The sequence below is a fragment of the Bordetella sp. genome (assembly GCF_051960075.1).
Taxonomy (GTDB): domain Bacteria; phylum Pseudomonadota; class Gammaproteobacteria; order Burkholderiales; family Burkholderiaceae_B; genus Bordetella.
In genome coordinates, this window is sequence record NZ_JBQCER010000048.1 from 70,593 (window position 1) to 89,783 (window position 19,191).

Here is a 19,191-nt window from a genome sequence, read left to right on the forward strand (position 1 = left end):
GATCAGTCCTTGGCCTTGTCCGACACCCAGGCCGGAACGGGTTTCAGGTCCCAGATCAGGCCGGTCCTGGCCAGCAGCCACAGCCCGTACCAGGTCAGGTCCACTTCGCGGGCGCGAAAGCCCTGGCGTGCGGATCCCGGATAGAAATGGTGATTGTTGTGCCACCCTTCACCCAGCGTCAGCAGGGCCAGCCACAGATTGTTGCGGCTGTCGTCCCTGGTCTGGAAACGCACCTTGCCGTAACGATGCGCCAGCGAGTTGATGCAAAACGTGGCGTGATACACCGCGACGGTGGAGATGCAGAATCCCCACACCGCCATCTGCAGGCCGCTGGTCCCCCAGGCGGGCGCGTACCGTTCAAGCGCCGCGCCGGCTGCGTACAACGAACCCAGCACGGCCAGCGGAACGGCCACATCGTATCGATCCAGCCAGCGCAGCTCCGGATAGCCGCGCAGGTCCGGGATGCGATCCCAGTTCGTGGCGAAGGCGCGTCGGGTGAGAAACCAGCCGATGTGGCTGCGCCCGAACCCTCGGCTGCGCGGCGAATGCAGATCGGCAGGCGTGTCGGCGTGCACATGGTGGCTGCGGTGATGCGCCGCCCACCAGAGCGGGCCGCGCTGCACGCACGTGGCGCCCAGCACGGCAAAGACGAATTGGGCGGCGCGGGACGTGCGGAACGCGCGATGCGAGAAATAGCGGTGATAGAACGCCGTCACGAAGAACATGCGCAAGACGTACATCGAAAGCGCCACGGCCACGGCGATGGGCGACACGCCGACCCACAGCACGCCCAGGCAGCCCGCGTGGATCAGGATGAAAGGAATGGCCCTGGGCCAGTCCACCTGGTCGTGCCCGGGATCGTCCGTTGCCGATTGTCCGTCGGCTTCCTGCGTGTCGAACCAGCGCCGTAGCGAATTCGTCCACGATGCCCGCCGCATTGTGTTTGCGGGGACCGCCGATCTAGATTCTTCGCAGCGAGTATTCATCGCAGATCCTGTAAACCGTGTTCTTGTTCTCTCATATACGGACGGCGGCCCGAACCGGATTCACTAGTGAAAACCCTTAGTTGGAGGTGTCGCATCGCTGTACGAGCGGTTCGGTGGCGGCCCGCTCGATTTGCGCCGAGGACGGTGGGGGGTATTGCTTGTCGGCGGGAAATTCGATGCGCACTTGCTGCGTGCGGCCCCGATCGTCGCGGATATTGCTGACGCCCGCGAAGCGAAGCAGGCGGTGGTCGTCTTTCGAATACACCACTTCGATCGACGGGGCGGCAAAGCCATACCAGGCATCCAGGCTCAGCCGAAACTTTCGAACGGCTCGACCGCCGTCCTGCCCGTCGCGGGGGTGTATTTTCAGATGCAGATAATCCAGCCGGCTGGGTACCAGAAACGCAATGTGCGTGCCCTTGCCCTCGCCGAGCGCATTCCAGCGCCCGCGCAGATAGGCATCGAAGCCGGCATCGACGACGGCATTGCGCGGCACGGCCAAGGGCGCAGCCTGGCGCGGCGCCGACCGGTCGCGCTGTACGTACACCTGGCGTTCGCCGTCGCCGCCGGTCACGCCTTCCCTGTAGCCGTCGCGGCGATCATGAAAGTCGAAATCCGGCGTGGGGTCGTCGATTCCGCCATGCAGGCGCTTGCGGGCGAACGGGTTGCCGTTCGGGCATCGGTACAGCACGACGCGCTGTTCGCCGCGGGCATTCCGGGTAATCCAGTGCTCTTCGCTGTAGAGCAGCGTGTCGCCGGCGCTGGCGTAGGCCATGCCCACATAGTGCTGCGCAGCGGGTTCCTGCGCCGGGCTCGCACAGGGCGCGAAGCTCGCTGCGAGCCACAGCGCGGCGCAGTAGTTCCCTATTTTCATGCTTGCGCTTTCCTTTGGCTTTGCCTTTGGTGACTGCCCAGAAAGGTGCATAGGTCCTCCAGTACCGGGGCACGCCAGCGCAAGGGGCGAGCGAGGGCGCCGACGAGCAGTTCGTGGCCCAGCCCGCGGTAACGGATCGCCTGCACCTGGGCGCCCGCAGCGGACAGGGCCTGTTGCAGGCCGTCGGTATTGCGACGCGGGTCCACGATCTTGTCGGTTGAACCCGCCATCAGCAGGGCCGGCGGCGCGCCCGCATGCGCGTGCAGGACAGGCTGAGAATCGACGGGGGTGTGCGGATAGTGAAAAACCGGTCTTACGGCGCGGGTCTCGATCGGCAGGAAGTCGTAGGGGCCCGCCATGCCCGCCCACCCGGCCAGCATCCGGGGCGATCTGCCGTGAGCGCCCAGCCAGCGCGAGTCTAGGGCAATCATTGCCGCGTTGTAGGCGCCGGCGCTGTGGCCGACCAGGTAGATCCGGTCCGGATCGCCGCCGTAGGCGGCGCAATGCTGGGCCGTCCATGCAACGGCCTGGGCGCAGTCCTGCAGAAAGACGGGGTATGCGGCCTGCGGATACAGACTGTAGTCGGCCACGGCCGTGACGAAGCCGCGCGACGCGAGCGCGTCGCCCACGAAGCGGTAATCGCTGCGTGCGCCGCTGCGCCAGCTTCCGCCGTAAAAAAAGACCACCACCGGAGCGCCGGCGGCCTGCCAGGGCATGTAGATGTCCAACTGCTGCCGCGGCCCGCGGCCATAGGCAATGCCTTCGCTCACCCGGCAGGCATCGGGGGGAATGACGCCGTTGATCAGCGCGAGCGGAGAGCGCGTGGCCAGCGCGCGCAGGGCGGCCCGGATCCACGCGCTACGCACGCGCGACCCTCGAACGAATAGCGGCAAGAATCATGATGTCCGTACAGGGGAGTGCTTCTACCCCTATACGGACGCGCGGGCGTTTTGGATGCAGCCCGGGGCGTAGTCAGCTCAGCAGCACGTCGCCGGTCATGAGAACCGGACCCGTGGGCAGGCCGGTGGGCGATCCGCCTGGCGGCTCCAGACTGATGCCCAGCTTGGCGAGTGTTCCGGCGCCCTCGGGAAGAGTAAGCCTGGTCACCCCGTTGGCGGCCACCAGACCCAGCGATACGGGCTTGCCGTCCGCAGGCATCGACCATAGCTGCAGCGCGTGGCCGTCCGCCATGCGGGTCAGGTTCTCCAGCGTGGTCGCGTACAGGGTGCCGGAAGCATCTTTGCGTATGACCAGATAGGCCTGGCCCTGGCCGCCCTGGAGCACCGCGACCTGCTGGGGAGGCTGGGCGCGGTTCAGCCACGTGGGCTGGACCACCACCAGGGCGATCAGCACCGCGGCCAGCGTCGCCGAGCACAGGCGCCAGAAGTAGGCGCCGTCCCAGGCCCAGCCTTTCGCGCGGGCGGGCGCCCGCTGGCGAACCTGCGCACGTATGGCTCGCCAGACGCGCTCCGGGGGCTTGACCGCAGGCATGGCCCAGATCAGCGCGTACAGTTCGTCTTCCCATGACCGTACCTGGCGACGCAGCGATGCGTCGGCGGCCATCAATCCCTCAAAACGGCGCCGGGCACCGCCTCGCATCGCGCCGGATGCATAATCCGCCGCCAGTCTGGCGCGCAACTGCGGATCGTCGTAGGTTTTCATGACAGACACCTCTTGAGGCGTTCCATGCCCCGGCGTACCCAACTCTTGATCGTGCCCAGCGGCGAGTTCAGCCGGCTCGCGATTTCGCCGTGGCTCAGATCATCGAAAAACGACAAGGCGATCGCCATGCGCTGTTTGGACTCCAGCTGCGCCATGCAGTCTGCCAGCCGCTTGCCGTCCTGGCGGCTGCGCAGGCGCTCCATGGGGCCCGCGGCCTCGTCGGCCCAGGAATCCAGAATCACGCCGTCCGGATCGGGCCGTTCGCAGTCCGGACGGCGCAGCAGGTCGATACATCGGTTGCGAACGATATGTGTCATCCAAGTCATGGCCTGGCTCTGCTCGGCCGAAAAGCGGCCGGCATTGCGCCAGATGCTGAGGAAACTCTCCTGCAGCACTTCTTCGGCCAAATCTTTACGTCTCAATATACGGACGGCGAGTGCAAATAGATGCGGGGCGCTGAGTCGATACAGTTCTTCAAGCGCCGTTTCTCGCCGTTGAGCGCATTGCAGAATCAGTTCGTCCAGGCGCCTAGGGTTGTCGGGCATTGAAGATTCCTGGTCTGGCTAATGTGGAGGGCCTCGCGGGCCGCATTCCTGGCGTGCTGCCGTAGTTTGCCCCACTCGGCGCCGTTGCGGAAAGTCTCATCGTCCGATCGCGGTGTTGTACGCGTCAGCCTGCGCGAGCAGCCAGGCACGAAAGCGCTCCAGCGGTTTGCCGTGGCTCAGCTCCGTCGGGTAGACGAGGTAGTAGGCCGAATCGACGGGAGGGCTGGCCTCGAAAGGAATCATGATGCCCAACTGCTCCAATTGGCCGTCCACGAAGAACTTCGGCACCAGGGCGATGCCCAGGCCGGCGGCCGCACCGGCGATGAGCATGGTGTGCAGCTCGTAGCGCACGCCGTGCATCGTGGCGTTGTCTTCGACGCCGTGGTGGGCGAACCAGGCGGACCACCCGTTGGGGCGGGTCGTCGAATGCAGCAAGGGATAGTCCAGCAGGTCGCGGGCTTTCTTGATGGGGCTGTCCAGCAACGAGGGCGAGCAGATGGGTACGACCTCCTCGCCGAAGAGATAATCGGACGACGTTCCCGGCCAGGTCGGCTTGCCGTAATGGATGGCCGCATCGAAATGCGACTCTTCGAACGAAAACATGCTCGTGCGGATGCCCATGTTGACCCGCACGTCGGGTGTGCGATCGTTGAAGTCTTTCATCCGGGGGATGAGCCATTGCGAGGCGAAGGCCGGCAGGACGGCGAGCTCCAGATAGCCGCCGCTGCTGCCGTGGGCGATGATCGACAGCGTGTCGCGGTCGAGCGCCTCGAGCGTGCGCCGCACCTGAGTGCCGTAAAGTCGCCCTGCGCGGGTGAGGACGACGCGCTGTTTGGCGCGCACGAACAGCCGTACGCCCAGGTTCGATTCCAGCGTCGCGATCTGCCGCGAGACGGCGCTTTCGGTGAGAAACAATTCCTTGGCGGCGTGAGTGAAACTCTCGTGGCGCGCAGCGGCCTCGAACGCCATCAGGGCCCCCATGTTGGGGATTTTGAATTTCCTCATGATGCGTCCGTCATAGCGTCGATAGGCCGATTTGAATCCGTCAGGCAGGCATTGGGGTATCTCCCAATGCCTGACGCGGCGGGACAGAGCCCCTGAATTTGCTCGATTTTATAGGCATGATGACGAAAACTCATCAGGTTGTGCATAGATATCGGTTGATGCGGGTCTATCGCCTACCCACAATCGTTCTACATCCTCGTCGCGATCCGCCGCGGGGAGACGATCAGCGCGCGCCGGAATCCGCTGCGGTGGAGCTGGCGCGCTGTGTCTACGATAGATGACAAAGGAATCTCCACCATGGTTTCTCGTTTTCGCATTTCCCCTCGTCCCGTCTTTCTTGCCGTGTCCCTCATGCTGGCGGCAAGTTCCGCGTATGCGCAGGTAGAGGTGAAGGTCGGCGTGGCCAGTCCGCTCACGGGCGGCAATGCCGCCTACGGCAAAGACATCGAGAACGGCGTCCAACTGGCTCTAGACGAAGCCAACGCGACCAATCCGACCATCGGCGGCCAGAAGGTCAAGTTCGTCATCGACTCGCAAGACGATCAGGCCGATCCCCGCATCGGCGTCCAGGCGGCGCAGAAGCTGGTGGACGACAAGGTCGCGTTCGTGGTCGGCCACTTCAACTCCGGCACCACGATCCCGGCGGCGCCGATCTATGCCAAGGCCGGCATTCCCATGATCACCCCGTCGGCCACCAATCCTGTCATCACCCAGTCCGGCTTCAACACCATTTACCGCATCATCGCCACCGATGCGCAAAATGCGGGCAATGCCGGCGTTTACGCCGTCACGGTCACCAAGGCCAAGCGCATCGCCGTCATGGACGACCGTACGGCTTTCGGCCAGGGCGAAGCCGACGAGTTCATCAAGGCGGCCAAGGCGCACGGCGCGCAGATCGTCGACCGCGAGTTCACCAACGACAAGGCGGTGGATTTTTCGGCGCAGCTGACCGCCATCAAGAGCCATAAACCCGATCTGATCTTCTTCGGCGGCCTGGACGCGCAGGCGGCGCAGGTGGTCAAGCGCATGCACCAGCTGGGCATCAAGGCCCAGTTCGTCGGCGGCGGCGGCGTCAAGGATGCCGATTTCATCAAGATCGCCGGCGCCGATGCCGAGGGCGCTCAGGCCTGGGAGTACGGCCAGCCCCTGGACATCCTGCCCAAGGGCAAGGGTTTCGAGGCGAGGTTCAAGCAGAAGTTCGGCAAGGACGTGCTGGCCTATGCCCAGTTCGCCTACGATGCGGCCTGGCTGGGCATCAACGCCATGGAAAAGGCCAACTCCACCGATCCGGCCAAGTTCAACGCCGCGCTCAAGGCGAGCGACTATGACGGCATCACGGGCCATATCGCCTTCAACAAAGAAGGCGATCTGAAGAACTCGAGCTCGACCTTGTATCAAGTCAAGAACGGCAACTGGGTGACCGTGACCACCAAGACGGGCGAGTAATCTTTTCGCACAAGGCAGTACAAGGCGCCCGCCCGACCGGCGGGCGTCTCGCTTCAAATCAATGATATTTACGAGGTTTTACCGTGAAAGCAGCAACCATTCTCTCTGAACTCGGCATTTCCCAGCTCGCTCAGGCGGGCGACATTGCCGTCCATTCGCCCATCGACGGCGAACTCATCGGCCGCGTCGCCAGCCAGTCGGTCGATCAGGCCGACGCCGCGCTGGCCAAAGCCCAAGAGGCGTTCAAGGCCTGGCGCAACGTGCCGGCGCCGCGTCGCGGAGAGCTGGTCCGCCTGCTGGGCAACAAGCTGCGCGAGCGCAAGGCCGCGCTGGGCAGCATCATCACCCTGGAGACCGGCAAGATCCTCCAGGAAGGCCTGGGCGAAGTGCAGGAAATGATCGATATCTGCGACTTTGCGGTCGGTCTTTCGCGTCAGCTCTACGGTCTGACCATTGCCTCCGAACGTCCCGGCCACCGCATGGCCGAAACCTGGCACCCCATGGGCGTGTGCACGGTGATCTCGGCGTTCAACTTTCCGGCCGCGGTCTGGTCCTGGAACGCCGCGCTGGCCCTGGTGTGCGGCAACGCCGTGATATGGAAGCCTTCCGAGAAGGCGACCTTGACCGCGTTGGCCGTCGACCACATTTTGCAGGAAGCGCTCAAAGAATTCGGCGATGCGCCCGAGGGCCTCACCAGCGTGGTCATCGGCGGACGCGAGGTCGGCGCCAAGCTGGTTTCCGACCGGCGCTCGAGCATCGTCAGCGCCACCGGCAGCACCGAAATGGGCCGCGCGGTCGGCGTTGAAGTTGCACGCCGCTTCGGCCGTTCCCTGCTGGAACTGGGCGGCAACAACGCGGGCATCGTGTCGAACACGGCCGACATGGAACTGACCCTGCGCGGCATTCTGTTCTCGGCGGTGGGCACCGCGGGCCAGCGCTGCACGACGCTGCGCCGCCTGTTCGTGCACGAAAGCATCTACGACAAGACCGTCGAACGGCTCAAGGCGCTCTACGGCAAGGTCAAGATCGGCAATCCGCTGGAGCAGGGCACGCTGATGGGCCCGCTCATCGACGAAGCGTCGTTCCACCGCATGCAGGCCGCGCTCGAGCAGGCCAGGAAAGAGGGCGGCAAGGTCTTCGGCGGCGAACGCCACGTGGTCGCGGGCAACGAGAAGGGTTTCTACGTGCGCCCGGCCATCGTCGAGATGCCTGAGCAAACCGAGATCGTGCTGACCGAAACGTTCGCGCCCATTCTGTACGTGCTCAAGTACGGCAAGTTCGACGAAGCGATCGAGGCGAACAACGCGGCGCATCATGGGCTGTCTTCGTGCGTCTTCACCACCGACATGCGCGAAAGCGAGCGGTTCCTGTCGGCGTCGGGCAGCGACTGCGGCATCGCCAACGTCAACCTCGGCCCGAGCGGCGCCGAAATCGGCGGCGCGTTCGGCGGCGAGAAAGAAACCGGCGGCGGCCGCGAGTCCGGCTCCGATGCCTGGAAGGCCTACATGCGGCGCGCGACCAATACGGTGAACTACTCCTCGGCGTTGCCGCTGGCGCAGGGCATCGATTTCAACGTCGGCTGACGCGTTCGTTCATCGCCCTCTGGAGCACTTGCTGTGAGCTCTCACGTTGTTATCGCCGGCGGCGGGGTGATAGGCAGTTCGATTGCCTATTTCCTGCGCGCGTCGGATCCGACCGTTTCCGTCACCGTCATCGAGCGCGATCCGACCTACGCGAAGTCATCGTCGGCACTGTCGGCCGCGTCCATCCGCCAGCAGTTTTCGACCCCGCTGTCGATTCAGATGTCGCTTTTCGGCATCGACTTTCTGCGCCACATCGGCGACCGGCTCGAGGTCGACGGTCACAAGCCGTCCATCGACTTGCACGAGGGCGGCTATCTTTTCCTGGCCACCCCCGGCGGCGAGGCTACGCTGCGCGAGAATCATGCGCTGCAGACCCGCCTTGGCGCGAACAACGCGCTGCACGCGCCCCATGCCCTGCAGGCAAAGTTTCATTGGCTGAACGTCGACGATCTTGCCGCGGGGGCCTACGGGGTCAGCGGCGAAGGCTGGTTCGACGGTTATGGCCTGGTGCAGGCGCTGCGCAAGAAGGCGCAGGCGCTGGGCGCGCGCTATGTCGCAGCCGAGGTGACCGGCATCGAGCGCGACGGCCGCAAAATCACGCACGTGCAGGCCGGCAACGGCGAGCGCTACGCCTGCGATACGCTGGTCAATGCCACAGGCGCGTGGGCGCGGCGCATCGCCGCGATGATGGGCATCGACATCCCCGTCTATGCGCGCCGCCGCAGCATTTTCAACGTGTCCTCGCCGGCGCGGCTGACCAACAGTCCGCTGCTCATCGATCCGACGGGCGTGTACTTCCGACCTGAGGGCAAGACATACATCACCGGCACGTCGCCCAGCCCCGACAACGATCCGGACGACCTGCCGCTGGACGAAGTCGATCACGACCTGTTCGACGAGGTGATCTGGCCGACCCTGGCGCATCGCGTGCCGCAGTTCGAGGCGCTGCGCGTCGAGAACTGCTGGTCTGGCTACTACGAGTACAACGTGTTCGATCACAATGCCATCATCGGCCATCACCCGGACATCGACAACTGCATCTTCGCCAACGGTTTCAGCGGCCATGGCCTGCAGCAAGGGCCGGCGACGGGGCGCGGAGTGAGCGAGCTCATTCTCAACGGCCGATACACGACGTTGGATCTGTCTTCGCTCAATTGGGACCGGGTGCTGAACAACCGTCCCATTGTCGAGAAAAACGTCGTGTAGTGAAGACTTGCCGCAGTGGTTTCCCTCTGCGGCTTACCTGCGGCCCCGGCCGGGCCGACGATGACATGTACGCATACACAGCGCCTTTTCAAAATCCCGCGGGCTCGCCCATACGCGAGTTGTTCAAGTATCTGAGCGAGCCTGGGATGATCTCCTTCGCGGGCGGCTATCCCGCGAGCGACCTGTTCGACATCGACGGGTTGCGGGCCGCGCAGGCGCGCGCCTACCAGGATTCGATCCTCTGCCTGCAATACGGTCCCACCGACGGGCTGCCCAAGCTCAAGACGCAGCTCATCGCGTTGATGGCCATGCGCGGCGCGCCTTGCCGGCCCGAAGAAATGCTCGTCACGACGGGTTCGCAGCAAGGCCTGGACCTGCTGCTGCGCGTGCTGGTCGATCCCGACGACGTGGTGCTCACCGAGCAGCCGGCCTATCCGGCGACGCTGCAGGCATTGAGACTGCAGCAGGCCCGCGTCGTCACCGTGCCGGTCGACGGCGACGGCCTGGACGTCGGCAGGCTCGCGAGTCTGCTGGCCTCGGGCGTCGTGGCGCGACCCAAGCTGCTGTATACGGTGCCGACTTTCGCCAATCCCACCGGCGCGACGCTGACGCGCGAGCGTCGCATCGAACTGCTGCGGCTCGCCGTCAAGTACAAGTTCCTCATCGTCGAAGACGACCCCTACGGCGACCTGAGATTCGCGGGGCAGGCGGTTCCCTCGATACTCGCGCTCAGCGATCAGGTCGACGGTTCGCGCGAGTGGGTCGTGCATTTCTCCAGCTTGTCCAAGGTCGTCGCGCCTGGCCTGCGTATCGGCTGGACGGTGGCGCCCGCGGAAATCGCGCGCCGCTGCGTCGTCGCCAAACAGACTGTCGATCTGTGCACCACGCCGTGGTCCCAGGCCATCGCCGCCGAATACCTGGCGGACGGGTCGCTGGCGCGGCATCTGCCGCGCATCACGGCGGCTTACGGCGCCAAGAACGGCGCGCTGTGCCGGGCGTTGCGCGCAGGGCTGGGCGATGCCATCGCGTTTCACCAGCCCGAGGGCGGCATGTTCGTCTGGGCGCGCATGCCGGGCGTGGACGCCGACGACCTGCTCAAGCGCGCCATCGAACGCAAGGTGATTTTCGTGCCCGGGAAGGCGTTTTTCGCGGACCAGCCCGACACGTCCGCTCTGCGGCTCTCATTCGCGGCGCCCGACGTCGAGGCCATCGAAGAAGGCGCCCGGCGCCTGAAACAGGCCTGCGAGGCGCTGATCGCCTAGGCCTGCACGCGGGCGCCGGCACATTACGAAGGCTGTTGTCCCGGCGCGGCCTGGCGGCCTCCCAGCCGGCGCGAGCTGACGATCAGTGCCGCGACCGTCGCGGCCGTCGCCAGCCAGAGCGTCCATTCGATCGCGTGGGCCAGCGCGAGGCCCTCGAACTTGCCGCCGCCGGCCGTGACGCGCGCTGCATATGCCGACAGAATGACTCCGACCAGGGCCGTTCCCAGGCATTGCCCGAAGGTGCGCGCGATCGCCAATACCCCCGAGGCATTGCTGCTGCGCTCGCGCGACACGTTGGCCAGCATTTCGCGGTTGTTGGGGCTTTGGAAAAAGCCGAAGCCTGCGCCGCACACCAGCTCGCGCCAGGCGATATCCCAAATGGGCGCGTCGTAGGGCAGCAGCGCCAGGAGCGCGAGGCCGGCTGCGAAGAGGAGCAGGCCTGCCGTGGCGAGCGTGGCCGGCTTGTGCCGATCGGCCAGCCGCCCGGCATAAGGCGCTACGAAGACGATGGCGACGGGCCAGGGCGTAAAGAGCAGCGCCGATGCAAAGGGGCTGTAGCCGTAGGCGCTTTCCAGCAGAATGGGCAGCGAGATGAAAGCGATGCCCTGGCCGACGAACGAGGCCATGGACGTCAACGCCGCCATGGAAAAACGCGTGGACGCGAAGATATCCAGCGGCAGCAGCGGTTCGGGAGCGCGGCGTTGGCGGCGCACAAAGGCCATGCCTGCCGCGACGGCGATGGCCGCATAGGCCAGCGGAACATAGGCCCGGCCGCCATGGCCGAGTTGCGCGCAGCGGTCGGCGGCCATGATCAGCGCAGCCATGGCGATGGCCGACAGCAGGGCGCCGGCGACGTCGAAAGGCAGGCCGCGTACGCGGGCCTTGGGAATGGCGCGCCGCGCCAGGATCGTGCCGACGATGCCCAGCGGAACGTTGATCGCGAACAGCCATTGCCAGCTCAGGGCCGCCAGCAGGGTTCCGCCCAGCAGCGGCGCGACGGCCGAGCTCGTTGCCACGAGCAGCGCGTTCAGGCCGAGTATCCGCCCCAGCAATCGGGTCGGGAAAATCGAGCGATGGATGGCGGGCGCGATGCTCAGCGTCGCGGCGCCGCCGATGCCTTGCAGCACGCGCATCGCGATCAGCCACGGCAGCGAAGTCGACAGTGCACAGCCCAGCGACGCGAGCGTGAACACGGCGATCCCGGCGGTGAACTGCGAGCGAAAGCCGGTGCGCCGCGCCAGCGCCGAAAACGCCGCCAGGGTAACGGCCACCGACAGCAGGTAGCCGTTGGCCACCCAGACTGCCTCGCCGGTCGGCACATTCAGTGTCTGCGCGATCGGGGGCAGGGCGATGTTGACGATGGAGCCGTCGAACACCGCCATGGCCGTGGCGATCATGACCGAGATCATGGCCAGGCAGCGCTCGCGGCCCGGCAGCCCCTCGTCTCCCGGTTTGTCAGTGAACAATTCCATATTGAAAATCCTTGTTGTAGACGGGCAGCAGACCCGCCGGTGTTGCCATGGACACCAATGTATAAGGCCTTGAGATATGGCGGAAGACGCACGAATTGCATTGATAAAGTGCACCGTACGCTATGTTCGGCCATGCTAGGATCGGTCATGTCCGATCCCGACTTGAACCTGCTCTTCGCGCTCGACGCCTTGCTGGCCGAGGGCAGCGTGGCCGGCGCTGCGCGCCGCCTGGGGCTCAGCGCCTCGGCGATGAGCCGCACCGTGTCGCGGCTGCGCGAGGCAACCGGCGACCCCCTGATGGTACGCGCGGGGCGCCGCCTGGTACCGACCCCGCATGCACAGGCGCTGCGTCAGCGCGTCCAGGACGCGGTCCGTGCGGCGCGCACCGTGCTGAGTCCCGCGGCGACAGATCTGGATATTGCCGCTTTGCGGCGGACCTTCACGATCCGCGCCAACGACGGCTTTGTCGAGGCTTTCGGCGCCGCGCTCATTACGGCGGCCGCGGCGGCTGCGCCGGGCGTGCGTTTGCGCTTTGCTCCCAAGGCCGAGAAAACGACGGCGCCGTTGCGCGAAGGTCTAGCCGACCTGGAGGTCGGCGTCCTGAGCGAGATGGGGCCCGAAGTCCGGGTGCAGGCGCTCTTTCGGGATCATTTCATCGGTGTGGCCAGGACGGGGCATCCGCTCGAGGCGCAAGCCCAGGTGAGCCCCGAGCATTACGTCGCTTACGGCCACGTGGTGACGTCGCGCCGCGGGCGCGTTGACGGCCCGGTGGATGCCGCCTTGGCCGCTCTGGGGCTCAAGCGCACCATCGCCGCCGTGGTCCCCAGTTTTTCCGCCGCGCTGGCCGTGGCGCGGGCCTGCGACCTGGTCGCGCTCGTGCCGTCGTTTTTTCTGCGCATCCACACGGCGCGCGGCGAGCCGGCCCGCAACGGCATCTTCGCCTTCGAACTGCCGGTCCAGACCGAGAAAATCACGGTGTCGCAGATGTGGCACCCCCGCCTGGGCGCCGATCCCGGGCATCAGTGGCTGCGGCAACTGGTGCTGGCGATATGCCGCGAAGGCTTACAATGAGAACGTTTCTCAAATAAATTCATTGATGATGACTAGCACAACGTCCCTGCAAGCCCTGATGTCGCGCCGTTCGACCAAGCTCGTGCGCGGTCCCGGGCCTTCCGATGAAGAACTGGCCCAGATTTTGCAGGCCGCCATGAGCGCGCCCGACCACGGCGCACTGCGTCCGTGGCGCTACGTCGTCATCCGCGGCGAGGCCGTGGGCAAGCTGGCCGACATGGCCATTGCTGCCGTCAAGCGCACGGGCGACCCGCGCATGACGCCCGAAAAAGAAAAGAACAACCGCGCCTGGCTGGCGCAGGTGCCGCTGGTGCTGGGCGTGGCGCAGAAGAGTTTCTTCGACGGCAAGATCCCCGAGCACGAGCAGATGCTGGCCGTGGGTGCGTCGGTGATGAACGTGCTCAACGCCGTTCACATGTTGGGCTATGCCGCGTTCTGGAGCACCGGCCTGGGCACCAATGTGCCCGACGTACAGGAAGCGCTGGGCTTCGATCCCCTGGAATACCGTTTCCTGGGCTTTGTCGCCATCGGCACGCTGGCGGCCGACCTGCCTCCCATGCAGCGCCCCGATTTCCGCGAGTTCGTCACGGAGTGGACGGGCGAAGGACTCGCCTGAGAGAAGACGGGATGCCGGAAGGGACGCGCGGCGCGCGAATTTTCCGGAATAGGTCGGATGGCGCGGAGATGGCAAAATGGGCTGGCATCGCCCTTTGCGATCGACCCATCGAGTGGCGCCGATAATTATGATTCTGACCCGACGCGCGCGCAGGCTGTTGCTTGTCTGTCTGCTGGCGGTATTGGCTGTGGCACTTCCCTTCGCTGCGACCGTGTACGCCGCCTATGAGATCAGCATCCAGAGGTACCAGGATCGCGTCCGAGCCATGAGCGAAGACGTTCTGCAACACATGGACCGTACCGCAAGGCAAATGGCCAATGCGTTGCAAGCGCTTTCCGCGTCCTCGGACGGGGCGCCCTGTTCCGAACAGCGCCTGGATGCGATGCGCAGGCTGGTGCTTAGCTCCAACCAGATCATCGACGTCGGCATGGCCGAAGGAAACCGGTTGTTGTGCTCGTCGTTCGGAAACAAAGGGTTCGATCTCGGGCCACCCACTTACGTCAGCCAATACGGTCTCGAAGTGCGGACGTCTCTGCATGATCCGCTGCTGCCCGCCGCGCCGCTGCGATCCGTTACCGATGTTCGCAGCGGCGCCACGGCGATCGTCCACGAAGACGACCTTCTCGATGTGCCGGAGTCGGCGTCGGACATGTCGATTGCCTTGGTGGCCGTGAGCCAGCAACTGGTCATTACCAGCCGCGGGCGCGTCGATTCGCGATGGCTGCATATCGCCGATCAAGCGCCGCGAGCCCTAAAGATCGTCGATGATTACTTGGTTTCCGTCGTTCGATCCGATGCTTTCGATTATGCGGCGGTCGCGGCGGTGCCCTTGTCGCGGATCGAAGCCGGCACCGTCTCCAATGCGCTCATGCTGTCTCCGCTGGGCCTGTGCATCGTGCTGGCATTGCTTTACATTTTGTCTCTCTTTGCCAGGAAACAGTCCTCGATGCCCGCGTTGATACGCATGGCTATCGCCAAGCGGGAATTTTCTCTGGTGTATCAGCCCATCGTCGATCTGCGCAGCCGCGCCATCGTGGGGGCCGAGGCATTGATCCGCTGGCGTACGGAAGACGGCAGTTTCATCAATCCCGACATCTTTATTCCCATAGCCGAACAGCATCATCTGATCACCCAGGTCACAGATTGCGTGTTGGCGTTGATCGCGCTGCAGATGGGCCAGCTGCTGCGCGCGCAAAGTTCTTTCTATGTTGCCGTCAACCTGTCGGCGGACGACCTGATAGACCCGGCGCTGCCGATCCGGTTGCAGCGCTGGATGGCGGACATGGGCGTGGACCCCAGGCGCATCCATATCGAAGCCACCGAACGCGTCTTCATGGACAATGACACCGCCAGGCGCAACCTGGCCGCACTGCGTTCCTACGGCATTTCCACGGCGATCGACGACTTCGGCACCGGCTACTCCAGCCTGGCCTATCTCACCCGTCTGGAACTGGACTGCCTGAAGATCGACAAAGCCTTCGTCGACACCATCGAAACGCAAAGCGTGACCAGCCACGTCGTGGCGCACATTATCGAAATGGCCAAATCGCTGGGCCTACGGATGGTCGCCGAAGGGGTGGAGACCGAGGCGCAATCGGCGTACCTGCAAAAACGCGGGGTGCGTTACGCGCAAGGATGGCTGTTTTCGAAGGCGGTTCCCGCCGCAGGCCTTCAAGCCTTGATGAGTCGGGCCGCAGACGACGGGCCCGCCGCGTCGGCCTGAGCGTTGTCGGGGCGCGGCCGCCGCGCCCGCGCGCTCAAGCCGTCTCGTTCAGCACCCGCTGCGCTTCTTCGCGTACGCGCTCGGGCGCGGTTCCGCCGATGTGCTTGCGCGCCGCCACCGAGCCTTCCAGCGTCAGTACCTGATGCACGTCGGCCTCGATGGCCGGGTTGTAGGCCTGCAGTTCGGCCAGTGTGAGATCGGCCAGGTCGATGCCGCGCTGTTCGCAATCGCGCACCGCGTGGGCCACGACTTCGTGCGCATCGCGAAAGGGCAGGCCGCGCTTGACCAGGTAGTCGGCCAGGTCGGTTGCGGTGGCGAAACCCTGCAGGGCCGCGGCGCGCATGTTGTCGGCTTTGACCTTGATGCCGCCGGCCATGTCCGCAAAAATCGTCAGCGTGTCGCGCAGCGTATCGACCGTGTCGAAGATGCCTTCCTTGTCTTCCTGGTTGTCCTTGTTGTAGGCCAGGGGCTGGCCCTTCATCAGCGTGAGCAAGGCCATCAGATGACCGTTGACGCGGCCGGTCTTGCCGCGGGCCAGCTCGGGCACGTCCGGGTTCTTCTTCTGCGGCATGATGCTGCTGCCGGTGCAGAAGCGGTCGGCCAGATCGATGAAGCCCACGCGCGGGCTCATCCAGATCACCAGCTCTTCGGACAGGCGCGAGATGTGCGTCATGATGAGCGCGCCGGCCGCGCAGAACTCGATGGCGAAGTCGCGGTCGGACACGGCGTCCAGCGAGTTGCGGCACACGCCGTCGAATTCCAGGGTGCGGGCCACGCGTTCGCGGTCGATGGGATAGCTCGTGCCGGCCAGGGCGGCGGCGCCCAGCGGCAGGCGATTGACTCGGCGGCGCGCATCGATCAGGCGCTCGGCGTCGCGGCCGAACATTTCGGCGTAGGCCAGCAGATGATGGCCGAAGGTGACGGGCTGGGCCACTTGCATGTGGGTGAAACCGGGCAGGATGGTGGCGGCGTTTTCCAGCGCAACCGTAGCCAGCGCACGGCGCAGCTGGCCCAGCAGCGCGATCAGGCCGTCGATCTCGTCGCGCAGCCAGAGGCGCACGTCGGTGGCGACCTGGTCGTTGCGCGAGCGGCCGGTATGCAGGCGCTTGCCCGCATCGCCCACCAGTTCCACCAGGCGCTTCTCGATGTTCAGGTGCACGTCTTCCAGGTCGAGCAGCCACTGAAAGCGGCCGGCGTCGATCTCGGACAAAATCTGCTGCATGCCGCGCTGAATGTCGGCGTAGTCCTGCGCGCTGATGATGCCCTGGGCGGACAGCATTTCGGCGTGGGCCAGCGAGCCGCGGATGTCGTGCCGGGCCAGGCGCTGGTCGAAATCCACCGAGGCGGTATAGCGCTTGACCAGCTCGGAAACGGGTTCGGAAAACCGGGCGGACCAGGCCTGCGCCTTGTTGGCGAACTGGTCTTGGGTAGTGTTTGCGTTGTTAGCCATGCAGAATGCCTCGTCTGGAACCGGAGAATTATAGGCGCAGGCTCGGGCCCGCCCGACGGGGCCTGCCGGGCTTTTCCATCGCGCATGCGATAATTTGCCCTGTCCCTTTTCTCCTGTTTGGAACCGTATTGCCATGAGCGCCGCCCGTGTCGCCTTTGCGCAAATCAACACCGTCGTCGGAGGCCTGGCCGGCAATGCCGCCAAGATCCTGCAGGCGGCCCGCGCGGCTCATGCCCAGGGCGCCGACGTGCTGGTGACGCCCGAGCTATCGCTCACCGGCTATCCGCCCGAAGACCTGCTGCTGCGCCCATCCTTCATCGAGGCGCAGGAACAGGCCTTGCGTCAGCTGCGCACCGATCTGGCCGATCTGGCCGGCCTGCATGTGGTGGTCGGCCACGTCGCGGTCAAGCACCTGGCGCGGCAGCAGCAGCTCGGCACGCGGTTCAACGCCGCCAGCGTCCTGTGCGAAGGCCGTGTGCTGGGAACCTACACCAAGCTCGAGCTGCCCAATTATTCGGTATTCGACGAAGACCGCTACTTCGTGCCGGGCGGCGAGCCGCTGGTTTTTCAGGTCAAGGGCGTGTCTTTCGGGGTCAATATCTGCGAAGACATCTGGTTCGATTACGCTCCGCAGGCCGCCGCGGCGGCCGGCGCCCGCGTGCTGCTGGTGCCCAATGCCTCTCCGTACAATCTGGGCAAGCAGGCCGAGCGCGTCGAGGTGGCTCGCCGCAGCCTGCAAGGCACGGGCTGCGCCCTGGTCTATGCCAACCTGGTGGGCGGTCAGGACGAACTGGTGTTCGACGGTCTGTCCTTCGTGCTGGACGCTCAAGGCCGCCAGGTGGCCCAGCTGGACGGATTCACCGAAGGCCTGGGTCTGGTCGAGATCGATGCCTCGGGCGCGGTGACCAACTTGAATCGTCTCCCCGCGACCGTGCAGATCGGCGAAGAAGAAGAGGTCTGGAACGCCCTGGTTCTGGGCGTGCGCGACTATCTGGGCAAGAACGGCTTTCCGGGCGCCATCATCGGCCTGTCGGGCGGAATCGATTCTGCGGTGGTGCTGGCCATCGCGGTCGACGCGATCGGCGCCGAGAACGTGCGCGCGGTAATGATGCCGTCTCGCTACACCGCCGACATTTCCGAGATCGATGCCGACGACATGGCGCGTCGTCTGGGCGTGCGCTACGACAGCATCGCCATCGCGCCGGCCTTCCAGGCCTTCGAATCCATGCTGGCCGAGCAGTTCGCCGGCCTGCCCCTGGACGCCACCGAAGAAAACATTCAGGCTCGCGTGCGCGGCACGCTGCTCATGGCGCTGTCCAACAAAACCGGTCGGCTGGTGCTGACCACGGGCAACAAGTCCGAGATGACCACGGGCTACTGCACGCTGTACGGCGACATGGCGGGCGGCTTCGCCGTCATCAAGGACGTGCCCAAGACGCTGGTCTACCGCCTTGCAGCCTGGCGCAATACCCGCGGCGACGTCATCCCCGAGCGCATCATCACGCGGCCGCCCTCGGCCGAGCTGCGCCCCGATCAGACCGACCAGGACAGCCTTCCGCCCTACGACGTGCTCGACGGCATCATGTCGCGCTATATGGAAAATGAGCCGCTGGAAAGCATCATTGCCGCCGGCTATCCACCCGCGGCGGTGGAGCAGGTGGTGCGCCTGATTCGCGTCAACGAGTACAAGCGCCGTCAGGCGCCCCCGGGGCCGCGCATTACCCAGCGCGCGTTCGGACGGGATTGGCGCTATCCTCTCACCAACGGTTTCCGCGAAACGGTCTAAGCCATCACGCCAGGGAAATACATGAAACAAGTCACCGCCATCATCAAACCCTTCAAGCTGGACGAAGTGCGCGAAGCGCTGGCTGAAGCCGGCGTGAGCGGCCTGACGGTCATCGAGGTCAAGGGCTTCGGCCGCCAGAAGGGCCACACGGAGCTCTATCGCGGCGCCGAGTACGTGGTGGACTTCCTGCCCAAGATCCGCGTCGAGGTAGTGCTGCCCGACGATCGCGTCGAAGGCGCCATCGAGGCAATTCTGAAGGCCGCGCGCACCGGCAAGATCGGCGACGGCAAAATCTTCGTCACGCCGGTCGAGCAGGCCATTCGCATCCGCACGGGCGAGAGCGGCGACGCGGCGCTGTAATGTCCGCGGGGCGTCGTTGAAACGGCCGGCATCCACGATGCCGGCCGTTTTCTTAGCCTGGCGCCTTGGAGTATAACGCGACGCCATCACCACGCGCGCGGGCACCCCAACCACAAATAACCGCGGCGCGTATCCCGCCGGCGT

At 65.2% G+C, this 19,191-nt stretch carries 17 protein-coding genes; 9 read left to right on the plus strand and 8 right to left on the minus strand.

The window, feature by feature from the left end; translation table 11 throughout:
* Positions 1-2 precede the first annotated feature (2 nt).
* The 6 genes from ACTHJ1_RS06455 to ACTHJ1_RS06480 all read right to left on the minus strand — a co-directional run bounded on the left by ACTHJ1_RS06455 (position 3) and on the right by ACTHJ1_RS06480 (position 5,072).
* A complete protein-coding gene (locus ACTHJ1_RS06455) occupies positions 3-938 on the minus strand; it encodes an acyl-CoA desaturase (protein ID WP_440189420.1) in 936 nt (311 codons plus the stop codon).
* Between the two features lie 124 nt (positions 939-1,062).
* Positions 1,063-1,860, minus strand: coding sequence for a hypothetical protein (locus tag ACTHJ1_RS06460; protein WP_440189423.1), 798 nt, complete (start codon positions 1,858-1,860; stop codon positions 1,063-1,065).
* Entirely contained in the window at positions 1,857-2,726 is an 870-nt protein-coding gene (locus ACTHJ1_RS06465; RefSeq protein ID WP_440189426.1) for an alpha/beta hydrolase, read from the minus strand. The genes ACTHJ1_RS06460 and ACTHJ1_RS06465 overlap by 4 nt, the downstream gene beginning before the upstream one ends.
* Positions 2,727-2,832: 106 nt before the next feature.
* Positions 2,833-3,522 carry an anti-sigma factor gene (locus ACTHJ1_RS06470; protein WP_440189429.1) on the minus strand — a complete coding sequence of 230 codons (690 nt, stop codon included), beginning with the start codon at positions 3,520-3,522 and terminating at the stop codon, positions 2,833-2,835.
* On the minus strand, positions 3,519-4,067 hold the full coding sequence (locus ACTHJ1_RS06475) for a sigma-70 family RNA polymerase sigma factor (protein WP_440189432.1): 549 nt from the start codon (positions 4,065-4,067) through the stop codon (positions 3,519-3,521). The genes ACTHJ1_RS06470 and ACTHJ1_RS06475 overlap by 4 nt, the downstream gene beginning before the upstream one ends.
* A gap of 96 nt (positions 4,068-4,163) precedes the next feature.
* Complete coding sequence (locus ACTHJ1_RS06480; protein WP_440189435.1) at positions 4,164-5,072, minus strand: LysR substrate-binding domain-containing protein; 909 nt, start codon at positions 5,070-5,072, stop codon at positions 4,164-4,166.
* Positions 5,073-5,423: 351 nt separating this feature from the next.
* On the opposite strand from ACTHJ1_RS06480, the gene ACTHJ1_RS06485 reads away from it, so the two are divergent.
* From ACTHJ1_RS06485 to ACTHJ1_RS06500, 4 genes are all read left to right on the plus strand, one after another.
* The gene (locus ACTHJ1_RS06485; protein ID WP_440189471.1) at positions 5,424-6,518 is read left to right on the plus strand and encodes a branched-chain amino acid ABC transporter substrate-binding protein; all 1,095 of its coding nucleotides are present in this window, start codon (positions 5,424-5,426) and stop codon (positions 6,516-6,518) included.
* An 83-nt stretch (positions 6,519-6,601) separates the two neighbouring features.
* The gene (gene amaB, locus ACTHJ1_RS06490) at positions 6,602-8,101 is read left to right on the plus strand and encodes an L-piperidine-6-carboxylate dehydrogenase (RefSeq protein WP_440189438.1); all 1,500 of its coding nucleotides are present in this window, start codon (positions 6,602-6,604) and stop codon (positions 8,099-8,101) included.
* Between the two features lie 33 nt (positions 8,102-8,134).
* A complete protein-coding gene (locus tag ACTHJ1_RS06495) occupies positions 8,135-9,307 on the plus strand; it encodes an NAD(P)/FAD-dependent oxidoreductase (RefSeq protein ID WP_440189440.1) in 1,173 nt (390 codons plus the stop codon).
* A 65-nt stretch (positions 9,308-9,372) separates the two neighbouring features.
* Positions 9,373-10,569, plus strand: coding sequence for a PLP-dependent aminotransferase family protein (locus ACTHJ1_RS06500; RefSeq protein ID WP_440189443.1), 1,197 nt, complete (start codon positions 9,373-9,375; stop codon positions 10,567-10,569).
* A gap of 23 nt (positions 10,570-10,592) precedes the next feature.
* Here the strand turns inward: ACTHJ1_RS06500 and ACTHJ1_RS06505 are convergent, their stop codons facing one another.
* The gene (locus ACTHJ1_RS06505; RefSeq protein WP_440189446.1) at positions 10,593-12,041 is read right to left on the minus strand and encodes an MFS transporter; all 1,449 of its coding nucleotides are present in this window, start codon (positions 12,039-12,041) and stop codon (positions 10,593-10,595) included.
* A 147-nt stretch (positions 12,042-12,188) separates the two neighbouring features.
* Here ACTHJ1_RS06505 and ACTHJ1_RS06510 point away from each other — a divergent pair, with 147 nt between their 5' ends.
* The 3 genes from ACTHJ1_RS06510 (at position 12,189) to ACTHJ1_RS06520 (ending at position 15,451) form a co-directional block, all read left to right on the plus strand.
* Positions 12,189-13,112: a LysR family transcriptional regulator gene (locus ACTHJ1_RS06510; protein WP_440189449.1), complete on the plus strand. Its 924-nt coding sequence runs from the start codon at positions 12,189-12,191 to the stop codon at positions 13,110-13,112.
* 25 nt (positions 13,113-13,137) lie between these two features.
* The gene (locus ACTHJ1_RS06515) at positions 13,138-13,728 is read left to right on the plus strand and encodes a nitroreductase family protein (protein ID WP_440189452.1); all 591 of its coding nucleotides are present in this window, start codon (positions 13,138-13,140) and stop codon (positions 13,726-13,728) included.
* A gap of 127 nt (positions 13,729-13,855) precedes the next feature.
* A complete protein-coding gene (locus ACTHJ1_RS06520) occupies positions 13,856-15,451 on the plus strand; it encodes an EAL domain-containing protein (RefSeq protein ID WP_440189455.1) in 1,596 nt (531 codons plus the stop codon).
* Between the two features lie 34 nt (positions 15,452-15,485).
* Here ACTHJ1_RS06520 and argH read toward each other — a convergent pair whose 3' ends face one another.
* Positions 15,486-16,901, minus strand: coding sequence for an argininosuccinate lyase (gene argH / locus ACTHJ1_RS06525; RefSeq protein ID WP_440189458.1), 1,416 nt, complete (start codon positions 16,899-16,901; stop codon positions 15,486-15,488).
* 133 nt (positions 16,902-17,034) lie between these two features.
* Between argH and ACTHJ1_RS06530 the strand changes: the two genes are divergently transcribed.
* Positions 17,035-18,687 carry an NAD+ synthase gene (locus ACTHJ1_RS06530; protein WP_440189461.1) on the plus strand — a complete coding sequence of 551 codons (1,653 nt, stop codon included), beginning with the start codon at positions 17,035-17,037 and terminating at the stop codon, positions 18,685-18,687.
* Between the two features lie 21 nt (positions 18,688-18,708).
* Complete coding sequence (locus ACTHJ1_RS06535) at positions 18,709-19,047, plus strand: P-II family nitrogen regulator (protein WP_330916104.1); 339 nt, start codon at positions 18,709-18,711, stop codon at positions 19,045-19,047.
* Positions 19,048-19,191 lie beyond the last annotated feature (144 nt).

Excerpts from the sequence above, each read along its gene's own strand:
- ACTHJ1_RS06475 (WP_440189432.1), bottom strand. The coding sequence starts at position 4,067 with ATGCCCGACAACCCTAGGCGCCTGGACGAACTGATTCTGCAATGCGCT.
- ACTHJ1_RS06520 (WP_440189455.1), top strand. The coding sequence starts at position 13,856 with ATGATTCTGACCCGACGCGCGCGCAGGCTGTTGCTTGTCTGTCTGCTG.
- ACTHJ1_RS06460 (WP_440189423.1), bottom strand. The coding sequence starts at position 1,860 with ATGAAAATAGGGAACTACTGCGCCGCGCTGTGGCTCGCAGCGAGCTTC.
- ACTHJ1_RS06505 (WP_440189446.1), bottom strand. The coding sequence starts at position 12,041 with ATGGAATTGTTCACTGACAAACCGGGAGACGAGGGGCTGCCGGGCCGC.
- ACTHJ1_RS06470 (WP_440189429.1), bottom strand. The coding sequence starts at position 3,522 with ATGAAAACCTACGACGATCCGCAGTTGCGCGCCAGACTGGCGGCGGAT.
- ACTHJ1_RS06530 (WP_440189461.1), top strand. The coding sequence starts at position 17,035 with ATGAGCGCCGCCCGTGTCGCCTTTGCGCAAATCAACACCGTCGTCGGA.
- ACTHJ1_RS06535 (WP_330916104.1), top strand. The coding sequence starts at position 18,709 with ATGAAACAAGTCACCGCCATCATCAAACCCTTCAAGCTGGACGAAGTG.
- ACTHJ1_RS06515 (WP_440189452.1), top strand. The coding sequence starts at position 13,138 with ATGATGACTAGCACAACGTCCCTGCAAGCCCTGATGTCGCGCCGTTCG.
- ACTHJ1_RS06485 (WP_440189471.1), top strand. The coding sequence starts at position 5,424 with ATGCTGGCGGCAAGTTCCGCGTATGCGCAGGTAGAGGTGAAGGTCGGC.
- ACTHJ1_RS06510 (WP_440189449.1), top strand. The coding sequence starts at position 12,189 with ATGTCCGATCCCGACTTGAACCTGCTCTTCGCGCTCGACGCCTTGCTG.
- ACTHJ1_RS06480 (WP_440189435.1), bottom strand. The coding sequence starts at position 5,072 with ATGAGGAAATTCAAAATCCCCAACATGGGGGCCCTGATGGCGTTCGAG.
- ACTHJ1_RS06455 (WP_440189420.1), bottom strand. The coding sequence starts at position 938 with ATGCGGCGGGCATCGTGGACGAATTCGCTACGGCGCTGGTTCGACACG.
- argH (WP_440189458.1), bottom strand. The coding sequence starts at position 16,901 with ATGGCTAACAACGCAAACACTACCCAAGACCAGTTCGCCAACAAGGCG.
- ACTHJ1_RS06500 (WP_440189443.1), top strand. The coding sequence starts at position 9,373 with ATGTACGCATACACAGCGCCTTTTCAAAATCCCGCGGGCTCGCCCATA.